The sequence below is a fragment of the Streptomyces sp. NBC_01241 genome (assembly GCF_041435435.1).
GTDB lineage: Bacteria > Actinomycetota > Actinomycetes > Streptomycetales > Streptomycetaceae > Streptomyces.
On record NZ_CP108494.1, the window covers coordinates 8,531,089 to 8,546,199 of the forward strand.

Here is a 15,111-nt window from a genome sequence, read left to right on the forward strand (position 1 = left end):
CGAATACCCCAGTTCACGGCGCCGCCGGCGATTCGGCGCTGTGCAGCTGTTCGAGCAGATCCTGCTGCCCTGCCAGCATCACGGTCAGGATCCGGCGCGCGGCCCGCATCAGCTCCGCCACATCCCCGCCGGCCAGCTCATAGACGACGGTGGTCCCCTCACGGGTCGCGGTCACGATCCCGGAACGGCGCAATACGGCCAGCTGCTGCGACAGGCTCGACGGTTCGATCCCGATCTCTGCCAGCAGGTCCCGCACAGGCAGCGGCCCGTCCTGCAGCAACTCCAGTACCCGGATACGGACCGGGTGGCCGAGCATCCGGAAGAACTCCGCCTTCGCCTGGTACAGCGGTACCTGAACCGCGCTCACGCCCCGGCCGTCCCGTCATCTGTGCGAATGCCGTGCTCGCGTGCCATCCGCAGCGCGTCCTCTACCTCGTCCTCGGCCAGGGCCGCCCCATAGGCATCCTCAGCATCCAACGCCGCCCCAAGCTGGGCCCGTGCCCGACGGACCCTCTCCCGTACCTCGTCAGCGAACACACCCACCACCACACTCTCCACCCGTACCCCTTGACTGATACGACAACTAACAAATTGCAGAACTCTTCAATCCTAGAGCGGGATGGCACGGCACACCACACACCAGTGACTCGTATCGCGCACCCCGCGCCGAGGGCGGCGCACTCGCTGTGGGCTGGCCTACCGGATCGCCCGCCCCGACCTCACCGGGAACGGCAACCGCGGCGCGCCGAGCTTCCGTACAGGGCGGATAGTGACGTGACTGAACCCCAAAGCGTGGGTCACGGGGCTGAGCGCGCTGGCCAGCGCCCGCACACAGCGGAGAAAGCACGCGGTCCTGCGCTGTACCAAGAATGCGGCGCAGGACGCCCCACACCTCTCCAGGGCAAGCAGAGACGGCCAGCACCTGCACGAGGCCCAGCCGTCATGCAACAGGCAACCGTCAAAGACTCACCCGTGCGGGAACTGGTGGCGAAGGCCCCGGAGTCCGCGCCCGCCATCGGGGATCGGTATCGGCAGAAAGGTCGGCCTGGGCACCGAATCGCCGCTTATCCTCGGAGACGTCTCACCAGCGGCCCGACGGGGCGAGGCAGCGACCCGCTGCATCACCTGCCAGATCCTCATGGCCCTACACCTTGCTCTGCCACCGTGCTGCCAGTTGCTCTGGGCGGCCACCTGCTACCTACTCCGGCCGTTCGGATCCCAGACAGCGCACGGCCGGGAAGTTCCTGGCGAGGCGCAGCACTGCCGTCGCATGCCCGAGCGCAGCGATGTCACGCCGGGCCTCCTTCATGTTCAGGATCTTGTCCATGGTGTAGGTCTCGGTGCAGGGCCCGAGATCCATCTGGTGTTGGCCGAGCGTGAAGAGCATCCCCTCGTACCCGGCGGTGAGACGAAACATCCCGCTGCGGGTATCGGCCAGCTGATCGAGGGCCTCGGCGCTCACCACGCCCACGCCCTGCGCTATCTGACAGGACAACTCCGTGCCCGGCAGCGCGAGATCGGAACGCGGTGGCGACGGTTGCCGGTGGGCCGGCAGGCCCTGCTCGCCCTGGCCCACTTGAGGTGCGGTGACACTTACGCCCAGCTCGCGGCCGGGTTCCGCATTGGTGTCGCAACGGCCTATCGCTACATACGTGAAGCCGTCGCCGTCCTGGCCGCCCTCGCCCCGACCCTGGCCGAAGCGATGAAGACCATGCGGACGAAGGCGTTCGTGATCCTGGACGGCACTCTGCTACCTATCGACCGGATTGCCGCAGACACCGCCACGGCATGAACGTCCAGGTCCTCACCGACCCGTTCGGACGCCTGTTGTGGGCCTCGCCCGCACTACCGGGCTCGACCCACGACCTGACCGCCGCACGTACTCACGGCATCATCGATGCCCTCGTCGACGCGGACGTGAAGTGCTGGGCGGACAAGGCATACCAAGGCGCCGGCCGCCCGGTCCGGGTCCCGTTCCGCGGCCGACGGCTCAAGCGGTGGAAGCGACGGCACAACAGCACCCATGCCAGGATCCGCTGCCTCGGCGAGCAAGCCATGGCCACCCTGAAGAGCTGGCGCCTCCTGCGCAAACTCCGCTGCAGTACCAACCGGATCAACGACATCGTGAAGGCCATCGTCGCCCTTCATCACGCCTCAACCTGAGGTTGGAAAAGGCTCACTGTCCCATAACTTGACGCTGCCACCTGAGTTCTGACACTCCGTTGTGACACCAGCTTTCGACACAGGCCGACCTGCGGGGACGTGATCACCGTGTGGCGGTCGAGACCCTGTGTCATATCCATGCTTGTGAGACAGCTGAACACAGCACCCCGGCCTGCTCCGACGGTCTCGTCCTCAACCAGGTGTCAACTTATGTGACACCAAAATGCACTCTCTGCTCCGTTCATACTCGACCCCAGCTTCACTGGCGGGCCGCTCTGAGCTCGCGAATCAGGGCGCGGACGGAGACGCTGGAGGCCAGCTCCGGGGAGGTGATGTAGCCCACGGAACGGGTCGGGCGCTCGGGTCCGAGATCGGTGATCTCGATGCCGTCCGGTGCTTCGCTCAGCGAGAGCGCGGGCATGATCGCCATGCCGAGACCTCTGCTCACCATTGAGAGCACCGCTCCGTCGTCCTCGGTCAGGACGGTCGCCTTCGGAATCCAGTCCTGCCCGGCCCACCACTGGCGGGTGTAGGAGCCGCAGTTCTCGTGCCAGTCCACCAGCGGCAGGGAGCGCGGGACGGGGTGGCTGACCGGGTGCACCAGCGAGTAGGGCTCCTCGATGAGTACGTCGCCGATGAGCCCAGCGGGCACGGGCGAGGCGCCGATCGTTGCGATGCCCAGGTCCGCGCGCCCCTCGGCGACCTCGCCGGCGGTGCCCGCGCCCAGCTCGCGGACGACATGCACTTCCGGTTCGATGCCGGGGTGGCGGGCGGTGAGGCGCTCTAGGACGGGCGGCAGCAGGTAGAGGGCGGCGCTACGAAAGGCGGCGATGCGCAGCGGGCCGGCGACCGTGCCCCGCTCGGCGCCGCGGGCCTCTGCGGCCAGGGTGTCCAGGAGCCGCAGGACCCGGCGGGCGTGGGCGGCAGCGGCGGTACCGGCCGCAGTGGGCGTCGCGCCCTTCCGGCCCCGCTCGAAGAGGACCGCTCCGACCTTGCGTTCCGTCCCGCGTATGGAGTGCGAGACTGCGGACTGGGTCAGTCCGAGGACCTTGGCAGCCGCCGAGAACCCGCGCTCGCGGTCGACGGCCACGAGGATGCGGAGCTCGTGCGGGGCGAGGTCGGTGGCGGCAGCCGCAGTGTGTGCGGGGGCTATGGGGGTTGAGGCTGTCATAGGGGGTCCCACCTGCTTCTATGAGGGCCCTTCATGGATCGGGCCGTTCCATGAGCGCAACCCTCTCCCCAGCCTTCGCATTCCTCCGTACGGTCACCGTCATGACCGAGACCGCGCTCACCGTGCACCAGACCGCCCGCCCCCATGGCTTCCCCACCCCCGGCCACTTCGCCTTCGTCGAGTCCGCGATACCGGAACCCGGCCCGGGAACGGCAGTGGTGGAGAACCTGTACTGGTCGGTGGACCCCTACCACCGCGAAATGATGGACGGGGACTTCGCGCTGAACGCTCCCCTGGAGGGCCGCACTATCGGCCGGGTCGTGGACTCCCGCGATCCGGCGCTCCGCGAGGGCGAGATCGTCTTCCACCGGCAGGGCTGGCGCACCCACACTGTCGTCACCCCCGAGGAGGCGCGTGCTGTCCCCCGCTTCGACGGCGTACCGCTCTCCGCGCACCTGAGCATCCTCGGCGGCACCGGCCTGACCGCCTACGTCGGTCTCACCCGCATCGCCGAACTCCGCGAGGGGCAGGACGTGTTCGTCTCGGCGGCGGCCGGCGGTGTGGGCACGGCCACCGGGCGGTTCGCCCGGCTGATGGGTGCGGGACGGCTGGTCGGCAGCGCGGGCAGGACGGCGAAGGCTGCCCACCTGACCGAACATGTCGGCTACGACGAGGTCTTCGACTACCACTCGGGCCCGGCGGCCGAGCTGCTCGCCAAGGCGGCGCCCGACGGGATCGACCTCTACATGGACAATGTCGGCGGCGAGCACCTCGAAGCGGCGATCTCCTCGCTGCGTGAGTACGGACGGATCGTGCGGATCGGCACGATCGCCCAGTACAACAGCACCGGCACGCCTTACGCCCTGCGCAACCTTCCCTACATTGTGGAGAAGAGCCTGCGCATGGAGGGCTTCTTGGTCCGCAACTACCGTGACGTGCAGGAGGAGTTGTACGAGTACGTCGTGCCGCACCTGCAGAGTGGACGCGTCACGCTCGATGAGACCGTGGTCGACGGCTTCGGCGGCATCGTAGACGGGTTCCTGGGGATGCTGCGGGGCGAGAACCAGGGCAAGATCATCGTGCGGGCGGCCGGGGCGGATGTCTGACGGCCTGGGGCGTGCCCGGCGCCGCAGAGGAGCGGGGGTCCTCCTCCGGGCATGGGGAGCACACCCGTCGGGCCGAGCGTGCCCTTCCACTCACGTCAGCCGCGCGAGGGAGAGCCGCTTGAATCGCGGATACGCCGTTCGCTTGATCGAGGTCACGCCCAACCCGTTCTCGTTGAGGCAGCGTCAGATGTTCTTCTGAGTACTTCTACTGGCGAATCGTCCGTACGCCGAGAGGGTCCGGCAGCAGGCATCCGCAATGTTTCCCGCTCCACCACATGAGCGCCAGTTCACGGGCCTGACCCGGCCACCCACCGCCACGCAAACCACGGCCGCCGGGCTGCACGTCATCGTGACGCTACGGCCGTTCCCGACGCCGGGCCCGCAGCGGCCGGTAGCCGGCCGGGTCGAGCTTGGCGAGTTCGGTGTCGACCTCGACGTTGATCGTGCCGTGGTAGTTGACGTTCTCGCTGTGCGCCGGGGAGATGTGCGCGAGCAGCTCGTTGTCCACCGCCCGGCCCTCGGCGCGCATTTGCGCGACGGCAAGGCCGTAGTACTCGCTCGTCCAGGTCACGACCGAGTTGGTCAGCAACGTCAGGCACCACGCCTGCTCGGTCTGGCCGGCGAGGAACCGCTCGCGGATCTTGCCCTGGTGGGCGTAGTGCAGGTCCCGGCGCAGGGAGTGCAGGGACTCGCCCTTGTTGAGTTGCCGGGCGATCTTGCGGCGGTAGGTCTCGGCCGCCAGGTAGCGGGCGGCGTAGACGGTGCGCCGCAGTGCCCCGTATTCCTTGAGGGCGGCGGCCAGGCTGTTCTGCCGGGAGGAAGCGGAGAGCTTGCCGACGATCAGGGAGGCGGTGGCGTGCCCGAACTTGATCGAGGCCGCCAGACGCAGCAGATCATCCCAGTGCTCTTCGATCAGCCCCATGTTGATCTTCTTGGTCAGCAGCGGTCCGGCGGCCGGCCAGAGCGCGGCGACGTCGCGCTGCGGGCCCATCCGGTACAGGGTGATCTTCCCCAGGTCCCGGATGCGCGGCGAGAGCTGCATCCCCACCAGGTCGAACAGCGCGAAGTTGACCAGGGTCACGCCGTGCGTGTCGGTGGCGTGCTCGGTGATCGGCAGGTCGGTCTTGTTGCCCATGATCTCGTCCAGTACGTACTGGACCTCGCGCCGGGTGACCACGATGACCTTCGTGCCGAACGTCGAGTGCTGGTCCGAGACGTGGGTGTAGGTGGACAGGCCCTGCCCGGCGAAGTACTTCTTCATCACCCGCGCGGTCGTCGATTTACCCTGAACCGGGAACCGCTGCCCGTCAGAGGAGGACAGCGTGCCGCCGCCGAACGCCTGGCTCATCGGCAGGCGGTGGTGGTAGTTGACGAGCGCGGCGTTCGCCGCCGCGAGGGTCTCCTCGCGGATGTACCACTCCTGGGTCCAGGCCAGGATGTCGTAGGAGATCCCGCACGCCTCCGCCATCCGCACCAGCCCCAGATTCGTGGCGTTGGCGATGAGCACCGCCAGCAGGTTCCGCTTGAGCTCCGGGCTGCGCGACTGCTTCCCGCCGGCATGGGTGATGCAGTCCAGGAACCCGGTACGGCGGTCCAGCTCCACCAGCAGCGAGGCGATCGGCGCCAGCGGCAGCAGCTCGGACAATCCGTCACGGAGCGCGGCAGCCTCGGCGGGCACATCCTCGGCAGACAAGGGCGGGATGATCAGCTCTCCCTTCTCCGACAGCCGAACCTCGCCCGTCCCGGCCTTGCGGTTGCCCAGGACCTTCTCCAGATCCCCCATCGCCGTCTCCAGCTCCTTCCTGCACCCCTCCAGCGCGGCCCTGGCCGACGCCGGCTTGCCGACCAGCCGGCAGAACGGGTAGGTCGCCCTCGCTGTGCGGGCAGGGTCCCGTCGAGGTCTGCCGTGGTGGGCTGTGTGGTGGCGCGCATGTCGGGGGACCCGTACCTCAGTGCGCTTCCGTGTCGGACGCCGCGACCGACGGCGTGGCAGTTCGGCGCGGTGGGGGAAGGCCGGCATTGCTGCTTCCTGGCCGGGGCGGCGAGGTGGGGGCGGACGGCGGCAGGCAGTTGCGGGTGCTGCGACGGAAGCCCAGCAGGGCGACCAGGGCGGCGCCGGCGAACCAGGTGAGCTGGATGGCCAGATGCCCGGGGACCGGGCTGGTGGAGAAGCCGGCCGCCGTGCTGGCCTGCATGGCCCCATAGGAGGGCAGGTAGCGCATGACCGGGTTGTCGGCCCCGGAACTCATGATGGGGTTCTGCAGCGCGAGGTCGATGATGCTGGTCATCACGATGGCGAACATCCCCTCGACTTCCCGGCGCAGCAGGGAGCCGAAGCCGACACCGAGGGCGCCGTAGGTGAGTCCGGCGCTGAACAGGGCAGCGGCGAGCAGGAGGGGCTGGCGGGGTGTCCAGGTCAGGCAGATGATGGCGGTGGCGTAGGCGGCGACCGCAGCCGAGACCAGAGCCTGAGCGGTGACCTTGGATAGGACCAGGTGGGCGCGGGGTATCCGGCCATGGCCAGCCGGCGGTCGAAGCCGCTGCCGGAGAACGTGGCGGCGAACATCATGAATCCGGTGATCAGGGTGACGGCGTTGAGCGCGCCGCTGATTGCGGTCAGTTCGTTGCCGTACGCGGCCAGTGCCTCCCCAGTGGCGCGAAGGCGCATCCGGGCTTGGGTGTCGGGCATCGCCAGGTACGCAAGGGTCGTCCACACCGGGACGAACAGGATCACAAGGATCATGGCGAACCGGTTGCGCCCGTGCTTCGATGAGCGTGAACCGGGTGGCGACAGCGAAGCGGGTCAGGTGAAACCTCATGTGGCGACCGCCTCGTCCTGGCGTAGCATCCCGGCGTCCAGGCGTCACAGCTCGTCTAGGCGCTCGGTGTCGTACGCGAGGGGGGAGACGACCAGGACCGAGCGTCCCGCGTCCCGCAGCCGCGCGGCCAGGTCCCAGAACCGCTGGTAGGTGTCCCAGTCGAAGCCCTGATACGGCTCGTCGAGCAGCAGGACCTGCGGATCGTGCATGAGTGCCAGCGTCACGTTCAGCTTCTGCCGCGTGCCGCCGCTGAGCACCCCGGCCCGCTCATCGGCGTATCCGGTGAAGCCCAGCACGTCCATGATCTCCTCGGCATAGCGCACATCGGCCAGGCGGTACGCCGTCTGGAAGAACGTCAGGTGCTGCCGGACGGTCAGCGCGTCGTTGAGGATCACGTGTTGCGGGCAGTAGCCGAACCGGCCGCTGTGACGGACCGTGCCGCGCGTGGGCCGCAGTTCACCAGACAGAATCTTCAGCAGCGTGGACTTGCCGCCGCCGTTCTCCCCAACGATCCCGCACAGCGTCCCAGAGCGAAGTCGCAGGTCAACACCCCGCAGGACTACACGCCGACGGTAGGCGTGATGAACGCCTTTGACCTCCACGCCCGCCTCTTCCTGTTGACTTGACACGACCGTGCCCGAACGGCCTAACGATCACGAGGTGGAACAGACACGAGCCCCGGGTCACCAGCGTGGACGTCTGGTCGCAGACCGCGCCCAGCTCACCTCGAGGTCACGCGTGGAATGACGGCTGAACCGCACCGTGCTCCGCAACCAGCACCTCCGTGTCCTCCTGTGACGGACTACTTCTCGCGGAAAAGTCACTAATCGTGAAGACGGCTCGCCAACTAACCTGCGTTGCGCTTGCCAACTACATGGCGTCACAACTCGCTGACCTGGACAGCACGACGTCGACGCTTGCCAACAAGACTGCGTGGTCACAAGTACGAGGTCCCCGACGAACACCACCAGCCGTCAGCCTCTGTCCACAGGCCGGTACCGCTGCGCTGATCACATGACTGACGAGGAGAAGGCACAGCAGGCGGCCCGGACGCGCGGTGTGCACCAGATTCACGTGCGCCCTCATCCGGGCGATCGCCACATCTTCGCCGGTGTTTCCGGCGGGTTGAACCGGAGCCATTGAGGCGGCAAGGTCTGAAGCTTCTCCGGCAGCGGGAAGAAGAGCCACCCGGGCGCGTGGCTGTGGCATGCCGCTTTTGGAGTAATGAGCGGGCTGGGGTTTTGGCCGTGTCACGCTGTGTGGTCTTGTCTGATCACGGTCGTGTCAGGAGGCCGGGGTGTACCGCTCGCAGGAGTGTGTGAGCGGAACCGTCGTGACCGCGGGGCGGATCCCATGGTCTGGGTACGGGCCGTGGCCCGGCGATGCCGGGTGGGCCGGAACGCGGTGGCGAACGAGTACCGGTCCACCGGAGGAGCGTGATGGCGGGAGGCAGCAGGGAGGAAGGACCGGAGCAGCCGCACGGTTCTGACCTGCTGCGGCGGCTGGACGCCGAGCTGGGCCGGATCGACGAGCAGTTGCGCGCCCTGAGCGCCGCCAAGCACCGGATTCAGGGCCTGCTGGACGCGGTGGTGGCCATCACCCGGGAGGTGGAGCTGCCCGCGGTGCTGCACCGCATCGTGACCACCGCCATGGACCTGGTCGGCGCCCGTTACGGGGCCCTGGGGGTACTTGACGAGTCCGGCGATCACCTGGCGCAGTTCATCGTCGCCGGCATGACCGAGGAGGAACACGCGGCCCTGTCCGGGGTGGAATTCCCTCGCGGCCTGGGCGTGCTCGGGCACCTGATCCATCACCCCGAACCGCTGCGGGTCGACGACATCTGCTGCCACCCGGCCTCGGCCGGGTTCCCGCCCGGCCACCCGCCCATGCACACTCTGCTCGGCGTCGCCATCAGCGTCCGCGGAGAGATCTACGGCGACCTCTACCTGTCCGAGCGACGCGACGGCCAACCCTTCGACGTCCACGACGAAGGCATCCTCGTCGCACTGGCCAGCGCCGCAGGCATCGCGATCGACAACGTACGCCTGTTCGAACAAGTCCGCGCAGGATCCGAGCAGTTCCAGCGGCTTTTGCTACCGACCCTGCCCGACCTGCGCCCCTTCGACGCCGCCGCCATCTACCGGCCCGCCGCCGAGCCCAGCCCACTGGGCGGGGACTGGTACGACGCCATCCTGCTACCCGACGGCGCGGCGGCCATCGTCATCGGCGACGTGCTCGGCCACGACCTACGTGCCGCGGCCGCCATGGCCTCCACCCGCAACATGCTGCGCTCCTTGCTGTTCGACCTGCGCACTCCGCCCAGCGCGGTCCTCGCCCACCTCGATCACACCCTGCAGGCCATCACCGACAACCCCATCACCACCGTCAGCCTGGCCCGCATCGAACCCGCTGGAGGGGCCTGGAGACTGCACTGGAGCAGCGCGGGCCACGTCCCCCCTCTGCTGATCACCCCCGACCGGCAAGCGCAATACCTGTTCGCCGAACCCGGACTGCCCCTGAACGTCGACAGCGAGCAGCACCGCCCCGACCACACCCACCCCCTTCCCTCCGATGCCACCGTGGTCTTCTTCACCGACGGGCTCGTCGAACACCCCGCGTACTCCCTCGACGAGGGCCTGAACGCACTGGCGGAACTCGCAACCGCCTACGCGGCCCTGCCCCTGCCGGACCTCGTTCAGGCCCTGGCCGATCACCACCCCGGCGACGGACACGACGACATGGCCATCCTCGCCCTGCGCATCCCGCACTGAACCACCGGGAGTGTCATGAACCAGGTGTGATCCTCCCCGAAGAAGTCACCTGATGAGTACGACGACGGATTTGGCATGGGATGCCGGCCGGAACAGGCACAGGGCGAAATCACACAGAGCACATTGTGAAGGGTCATACAGATGAGCGGCATGGTGAATCCGGCGTGATCGGCGGACGACGGAGTACGCGACGAGGCCGAAAGAAAGACCTCCCCATGACGGTCATCCGCCGTGACCGACTCCGGCGCGGTGGCCTGGCGGCGATGGAGATCTGCGCCGTCGCCGTGCTGTATTACGCCTTGGGCAAGCTGGGGCTGCACCAGCAGCTCGTGGCCGGCCAGGTCACACCGCTGTGGCCCGCGAGCGGCATCGCCCTAGCCGGTCTGCTCCTCCTCGGCCCACGGGTCTGGCCCGGCATCGCACTCGGCGCGTTCCTGACCGACATCTCACTCGAGCCATCGATCCCCGCCCTGCTCGCGATCACCGCGGGCGACACACTCGCTCCCCTGTGCTCCTACGCGCTCCTTCGCCGCGCCGGGTTCCGCACCCAGATGAACCGCCTGCGAGACGCGCTCGCACTGATCTTCCTCGGCGCATTCACCGGAATGCTCATCAGCGCAACCGTGGGAGTGGGCACCCTGCACCTCGCTCATGCGCTGCCCGCTATCGGGTTCTGGCCGACCTGGTGGGTCTGGTGGACCGGCGACGCCATGGGCGTCCTGGTCGTCGCACCAGTACTGCTTGCCCTCCGCTCGGCACGCTGGCCGAAAGACGCGCCCCCACGCCGATGGGCGGAGGGATCGCTGCTCGTAGCGGCCACCATCGGCATTGGCCTCCTCGAGACCTCCCCGGCACCGTTCCTCTTCCATGCCTTCCCAGTGCTGACCTGGGCGGCCTTCCGCTTCCAACGGGCTGGCGCCGCACCCTGCGCGCTGGTCGTATCCACCTTCGCCATCCTCGCCGCCACCCGCAGAACAGGGCCCTTCGCTGGTCACACCCTGATCACCAACATGATCGCTCTCCAGACGTTCAACGGCACCGCCGCACTGACCGCGCTGCTGCTCGCCGCAGCCATCACCGAGCGCAACCAGACCCAGGAGAAGATCGAGGAGGCCTGCAGGCGGCTCGCCGAGATGGCGGCCAGGATCACACCGGACACCGGCGTCCCACCGGCGCTCCCCGACGACGGTCAGGGCGACCAGGAGGAGAACGGCGGACCGGCCCGACCGTCGTGACCAATCGACAGCACCGGCACAGGAGGTCGCCTGGTTCACCCTGGAATCGCTGACCGCCCACCTCGGGCGGGCGACGGTGGACAACACGGTCTCCAAGGCCGTCGCGAAGATCACCCGGTGCGACCTCATCGTCGTCGACGACATCGGCATGCTGCCGTCCGGACAGGCCGCCGCGGAGGCGTTCTACCGCGATGGTGCGGGGATCGGGCCGCGGAGCCAGGCACGTACCACGTCGAGTGGACGATCGACGAGGACATCGTCTGGGGGCAGAACGCCAAGCCAGCCGTTGGCATCGGTCCTGGGCTCCGGACCGGCGGGCACTGTGTAGTCCTGCGGGGACGGCTGAGCCTCACGGAGGGCGGTGCCGCCATTCTGGACCTGGACGGCACGAACATCCTGCTGGACCTTGCTGATCCACTGCCCGAAGTTGTCGCCAATACGTGGGTCGAGCTCTTCATCGAGCGCGAACAGGTCAGTCTCTACCCCTACGAACTCTGACCAGGGTTCAGTTTCTGTCCGTCTCCCAGCGCGACAAGCGGGTCTCGTCGACGCGATCGGACAGATAGATCAAGGTGGTCTGCGGGTCCATGCCGAAGGCGGCGGCTACAAGTTTGGGGTCCATGGTGTTCACCAAGTCGAGTAGACGGGTACTGCGGATCATCCTGGGCGGGAATCCGCAGTCGTCAAGAACGTGGGAGAGATAGGCAGTTGAGGCAGAGCTTCGCCCGGCCTTTGTTCCTTTGGTGACCATGACGTGCGGGTTCTCGGTCGGCCAGGCATGCCGATGGTCCAGGCACCGCTGCAGCACCGTCCAGGAGGCGGGGTCCAGGGGGACGGGATGGGGTCGCTTTCCGAGTCGGATGCTCTGGCCGAGGTGGTCCACTTCGGTGATCTGGAGCAACCGGGCCTCCGAGCTGGAGGCGCCGTGCAGCAGGGCGAGCATGCCTACCAGCGCCTCGTGGGGGTGGACGTGCTCTTCTGTCGTCCAGCGCCGGAACAGCTGACGCTGCTGGTCGAGAGTGAGGGTCTGGCCTCGGAAGCCGTTCGCCTCCTTCGCGACCAGGCCGCGGGTCGGGTCGACCAGCACCAGCTTCTGGGCCCGCGCGAAGCGGGAGAACTGCCGCAGCACGGTCAGCCGCCGCTTGCGCCCCTTGGGCAGGATGGCAAGGAAGGCTTCGATGTCGTGCACATCGACGAGGGACCAGTCGGGCTTGTGTCGCTCGTCGATCAGGAAGATGGCCAGGTCCCGCATGGTGGCCAGGGCGGTTTCCAGCGTGTGGTTGCTGCGGGGGCGGGTGCCGGCTCGGCGGGCCCGGTCCTGGGCTCGCATCCGGAAGACGTCGAATGCCGCAACGGCCGGTCGCAGGGGTTCGGGCTCGGCCTCGACCCGGCGGTTACGTCGGCCCGCTGCGAGTCGTTCGGCCTGGCCGGTGGGCAGGGCCAGGCCGCGGAGGGTGAAGAAGTCCTCGAGGGCGCGGGCGAAAGAGCCCATCGACTGTCCGGGCCTGCGGGACCGCTCCAGCAGGGCCCGTGGCGAGTTGGAGTGCTCGTCCTCCAGGAGCCGCCCCAGGTCGGTGACGAAGCCGCAGGCCCTGGCGACGCAGTGGCCAGCAGCGACCTGGGCGACGAAATCGGCGAGCCAGCTCGGCGGGTCGGCGAGCCGTTCCCGAAGGCGTTCGCCGCGGATGAAGGGACGGCCGGGGTGCTTTTGCCAGCAGGCCGAGCACAGCCCCAGCCCGGAATGGCGCCGCAACTGCCCGCATTCGCGGCAGATCCTCGGCGGGTGCTTCTCCGGCCGGGGCCGTGAACAGTGACCGCACCAGCCGGTCTTCTCGCGCAGATAGCCCAGCTTTCCGCAGCGCGGGCAGGTCCGCTGGCCGGCCTTGCGCCGGCAGTCCCGGCACAGTTGGTTGTTCGGTGACCGGACCGGGTGACCGCATTCCTTGCAGACGCGCGAACAGGTGATGCACCGGCCGGTGTTGTCCTGCAGCACGCGGTCGAGACCGCAGGAGGGGCAAGGGGCCTTGGCGGCTTCCTCCTTCATACGGCGCCAGCAAAGGCAGCAGTGCTGGCGGTCGAGATATCCGACCGGTCCGCCGCAGGTGACGCAGTCCTGTTGCTTCTTGCCCATCGCGGCCCGCCGTCACAGAGGCGGCATTGACCGGCCCCGGGCCGAGGCGGCCTGCGGGAGGTCAGCGACGGAGCGAGGGGGTGTGACCGGTCGCTCGACGGAGGTGGTGTCGACCTCGATCAGGTCGTTGGGGGTGCACTCCAACGCGGTGCACAACGCGGCGAGCGTGGTCATCTTCACCTGCGAGGGTTCCTTGGTGAACAGGGCGGAGACCGAGGCTGAGGACAGCTCCAGGCCGGCCTTCTCGGCCAGCAGCCGCCGCAGTTCGGTGCCGGTCCACACCTCGCGCTGGGCAGCGGCCATCCGCAGCCGCCATGGGATCTTCACCAAGGCGAAGTGGCAGCTCACGAAGCGAGGGTTCGGCCCGTGGGCCCGGATCTACCGCAAGGCCACCGGAAGCCAGCGGCAGTGTGTGCAGCTCGCGATCCTGCCCTGGGACGCCCTTGATGAGCGGTCCTGGCCCGGCGTCAGCGACATGGAGCCGGCCGACATCGCCCGCGTCCTCGGCATCTATGCCCAGCGGGTCACCACTCCGCGCGGCAGCACGGCAGTCTCGGGCCTGGAACTGATGACCGCGCTGCGCCCGCCCACCCGCCCGGTGCGTGATGAGGAGACCGGCAACTGGGTCTCCGGCCACAATCCGGGGTCGCTGGGTACGGGGCAGATGGACCCGGCGCCGCCGGAGGCCCGGCCTGAGCACCCTGTCGCGCAGGGCTGGAAGGGGGTTTCCTGCACGAGGAGGGCGTTCCAGTGGGTGCGTGACGTGTCGCTGCTGTCCGATGAGGAGTGCCTGCTGCCGTACGCGGTCGGCCTGGACCTGAACACGGCGTTCCTCGCCGCTGCGGCGAGGCTGACAGTGGGGCTCTCCGCGCCCGACCACTTCGACGCCCCGACGTTCAACCCGAAGATCCCCGGCTCCTGGCTGGTCGACCTCTCCCATGTGGAGCTGGACCCGCGCCTGCCCAGCCCGTTCACCCCGGACGGCACCCGCCCTACCGGCCCGGCCTGGTACCAGGCGCACACCGTCGCCTACGCCCAGGAGCTCGGCTACAACGTCCATCCGATCGAGGCGTACCTGCGCCGGGAGACCGGCGCGTACCTGGACCCGTGGCACGACCGGCTCAAGAACGCCTACGTCGACACCCTCGCCGACCTCGGTGTCACCAAGGACCTCACCGGCACCGAGTTCCTCGCGGCGATGGAACAGCACAAGCAGGTCGACCCGGCCCTTGCCGCCGTGCTGGCCGCGATCAAGGGCACGGTGAAGGGCGGGATCGGCAAGCTCTTCGAGAGCCCGCAGGGCAAGGACTACAAGGACGGTGACCCGTGGCCGGCCATGCGGCGGCCGACCTGGCGCCCGGACATCCGGGCCGCCGTGATCAGCAAGGCGCGGGTCAACATGCACCGCAAGCTGCTCAACATGGCGAAGATGACCGGCCTGTACCCGCTCTCCGTGCTGTCCGACTGCGTCGTCTATCCCTCGCCGGGCGCGAGTCCGCTGGACTTCCTGCCGTACGCAGCCTCCGGCAAGCCGCAGCCGGGCGGATTCCGCCTCGGGCCGACCCCGGGCCTGGCGAAGCTGGAGGGCGTCCAGGAGATGGCGTGGGCGGTCGACCTGATGGAGAAGGGGTACAACCCTGCCCGCCACATCAAGGGCGACGGCCACGACGCCGTCTTCGACGAGGGCGAGTAAGCCGTGGGCCCTGCAGTTCTCC

Annotated in this window: 13 protein-coding genes and 3 pseudogenes; 7 read left to right on the forward strand and 9 right to left on the reverse strand. The window is 68.4% G+C overall.

The genetic code is table 11. The features are described from left to right. Positions 1 to 13: 13 nt before the first annotated feature. The 3 genes from OG306_RS38670 to OG306_RS38680 all read right to left on the reverse strand — a co-directional run bounded on the left by OG306_RS38670 (position 14) and on the right by OG306_RS38680 (position 1,360). The gene (locus OG306_RS38670; protein ID WP_266751214.1) at positions 14 to 367 is read right to left on the reverse strand and encodes an ArsR/SmtB family transcription factor; all 354 of its coding nucleotides are present in this window, start codon (positions 365 to 367) and stop codon (positions 14 to 16) included. Continuing rightward, a complete protein-coding gene (locus OG306_RS38675) occupies positions 364 to 543 on the reverse strand; it encodes a hypothetical protein (RefSeq protein ID WP_266751215.1) in 180 nt (59 codons plus the stop codon). The genes OG306_RS38670 and OG306_RS38675 overlap by 4 nt, the downstream gene beginning before the upstream one ends. Positions 544 to 1,198: 655 nt before the next feature. Further along, positions 1,199 to 1,360 carry a hypothetical protein gene (locus tag OG306_RS38680; protein WP_266904363.1) on the reverse strand — a complete coding sequence of 54 codons (162 nt, stop codon included), beginning with the start codon at positions 1,358 to 1,360 and terminating at the stop codon, positions 1,199 to 1,201. Positions 1,361 to 1,438: 78 nt separating this feature from the next. On the opposite strand from OG306_RS38680, the pseudogene OG306_RS38685 reads away from it, so the two are divergent. Next, positions 1,439 to 2,163 (forward strand): annotated as a pseudogene (locus tag OG306_RS38685) (transposase family protein). 259 nt (positions 2,164 to 2,422) lie between these two features. Here the strand turns inward: OG306_RS38685 and OG306_RS38690 are convergent. Then, a complete protein-coding gene (locus OG306_RS38690) occupies positions 2,423 to 3,334 on the reverse strand; it encodes a LysR family transcriptional regulator (RefSeq protein WP_371666159.1) in 912 nt (303 codons plus the stop codon). Between the two features lie 101 nt (positions 3,335 to 3,435). Here OG306_RS38690 and OG306_RS38695 point away from each other — a divergent pair, with 101 nt between their 5' ends. Beyond that, on the forward strand, positions 3,436 to 4,440 hold the full coding sequence (locus OG306_RS38695) for an NADP-dependent oxidoreductase (protein ID WP_266904359.1): 1,005 nt from the start codon (positions 3,436 to 3,438) through the stop codon (positions 4,438 to 4,440). 355 nt (positions 4,441 to 4,795) lie between these two features. On the opposite strand, the gene OG306_RS38700 is transcribed toward OG306_RS38695, so the two are convergent. From OG306_RS38700 to OG306_RS38710, 3 genes and pseudogenes are all read right to left on the reverse strand, one after another. Further along, the gene (locus OG306_RS38700) at positions 4,796 to 6,460 is read right to left on the reverse strand and encodes a Tn3 family transposase (protein WP_266904357.1); all 1,665 of its coding nucleotides are present in this window, start codon (positions 6,458 to 6,460) and stop codon (positions 4,796 to 4,798) included. Beyond that, a pseudogene (locus OG306_RS38705) lies at positions 6,390 to 7,259 on the reverse strand (ABC transporter permease). Before OG306_RS38705 ends, OG306_RS38700 begins: the two are co-directional and overlap by 71 nt. A gap of 44 nt (positions 7,260 to 7,303) precedes the next feature. Further along, positions 7,304 to 7,861, reverse strand: a complete 558-nt coding sequence (locus OG306_RS38710) for an ATP-binding cassette domain-containing protein (RefSeq protein WP_266752677.1) — start codon at positions 7,859 to 7,861, stop codon at positions 7,304 to 7,306. 412 nt (positions 7,862 to 8,273) lie between these two features. Between OG306_RS38710 and OG306_RS38715 the strand changes: the two genes are divergently transcribed. The 4 genes from OG306_RS38715 to OG306_RS38730 all read left to right on the forward strand — a co-directional run bounded on the left by OG306_RS38715 (position 8,274) and on the right by OG306_RS38730 (position 11,763). Beyond that, positions 8,274 to 8,402: a hypothetical protein gene (locus OG306_RS38715; protein ID WP_266751230.1), complete on the forward strand. Its 129-nt coding sequence runs from the start codon at positions 8,274 to 8,276 to the stop codon at positions 8,400 to 8,402. 296 nt (positions 8,403 to 8,698) lie between these two features. Then, on the forward strand, positions 8,699 to 10,030 hold the full coding sequence (locus tag OG306_RS38720) for a PP2C family protein-serine/threonine phosphatase (RefSeq protein WP_266904355.1): 1,332 nt from the start codon (positions 8,699 to 8,701) through the stop codon (positions 10,028 to 10,030). A 215-nt stretch (positions 10,031 to 10,245) separates the two neighbouring features. Next, positions 10,246 to 11,265 carry an MASE1 domain-containing protein gene (locus OG306_RS38725; protein WP_266751233.1) on the forward strand — a complete coding sequence of 340 codons (1,020 nt, stop codon included), beginning with the start codon at positions 10,246 to 10,248 and terminating at the stop codon, positions 11,263 to 11,265. Positions 11,266 to 11,382: 117 nt separating this feature from the next. Then, on the forward strand, positions 11,383 to 11,763 hold the full coding sequence (locus OG306_RS38730) for a hypothetical protein (RefSeq protein WP_266904353.1): 381 nt from the start codon (positions 11,383 to 11,385) through the stop codon (positions 11,761 to 11,763). Positions 11,764 to 11,770: 7 nt separating this feature from the next. On the opposite strand, the gene OG306_RS38735 is transcribed toward OG306_RS38730, so the two are convergent. Both OG306_RS38735 and OG306_RS38740 read right to left on the reverse strand, forming a co-directional pair. Then, on the reverse strand, positions 11,771 to 13,396 hold the full coding sequence (locus OG306_RS38735) for a tyrosine-type recombinase/integrase (RefSeq protein ID WP_266751236.1): 1,626 nt from the start codon (positions 13,394 to 13,396) through the stop codon (positions 11,771 to 11,773). A gap of 12 nt (positions 13,397 to 13,408) precedes the next feature. Next, positions 13,409 to 13,744 carry a helix-turn-helix domain-containing protein gene (locus OG306_RS38740; RefSeq protein ID WP_266904349.1) on the reverse strand — a complete coding sequence of 112 codons (336 nt, stop codon included), beginning with the start codon at positions 13,742 to 13,744 and terminating at the stop codon, positions 13,409 to 13,411. On the opposite strand from OG306_RS38740, the pseudogene tap reads away from it, so the two are divergent. Continuing rightward, positions 13,725 to 15,089, forward strand: a pseudogene (gene tap / locus OG306_RS38745) (telomere-associated protein Tap); the annotation flags it as partial. The gene OG306_RS38740 and the pseudogene tap overlap by 20 nt on opposite strands. Positions 15,090 to 15,111: the final 22 nt, after the last annotated feature.

Coding starts and splice junctions, on each gene's coding strand:
- OG306_RS38680 (WP_266904363.1), bottom strand. CDS start 1,360: ATGGATCTCGGGCCCTGCACCGAGACCTACACCATGGACAAGATCCTG.
- OG306_RS38690 (WP_371666159.1), bottom strand. CDS start 3,334: ATGACAGCCTCAACCCCCATAGCCCCCGCACACACTGCGGCTGCCGCC.
- OG306_RS38695 (WP_266904359.1), top strand. CDS start 3,436: ATGACCGAGACCGCGCTCACCGTGCACCAGACCGCCCGCCCCCATGGC.
- OG306_RS38700 (WP_266904357.1), bottom strand. CDS start 6,460: ATGCCGGCCTTCCCCCACCGCGCCGAACTGCCACGCCGTCGGTCGCGG.
- OG306_RS38715 (WP_266751230.1), top strand. CDS start 8,274: ATGACTGACGAGGAGAAGGCACAGCAGGCGGCCCGGACGCGCGGTGTG.
- OG306_RS38720 (WP_266904355.1), top strand. CDS start 8,699: ATGGCGGGAGGCAGCAGGGAGGAAGGACCGGAGCAGCCGCACGGTTCT.
- OG306_RS38725 (WP_266751233.1), top strand. CDS start 10,246: ATGACGGTCATCCGCCGTGACCGACTCCGGCGCGGTGGCCTGGCGGCG.
- OG306_RS38735 (WP_266751236.1), bottom strand. CDS start 13,396: ATGGGCAAGAAGCAACAGGACTGCGTCACCTGCGGCGGACCGGTCGGA.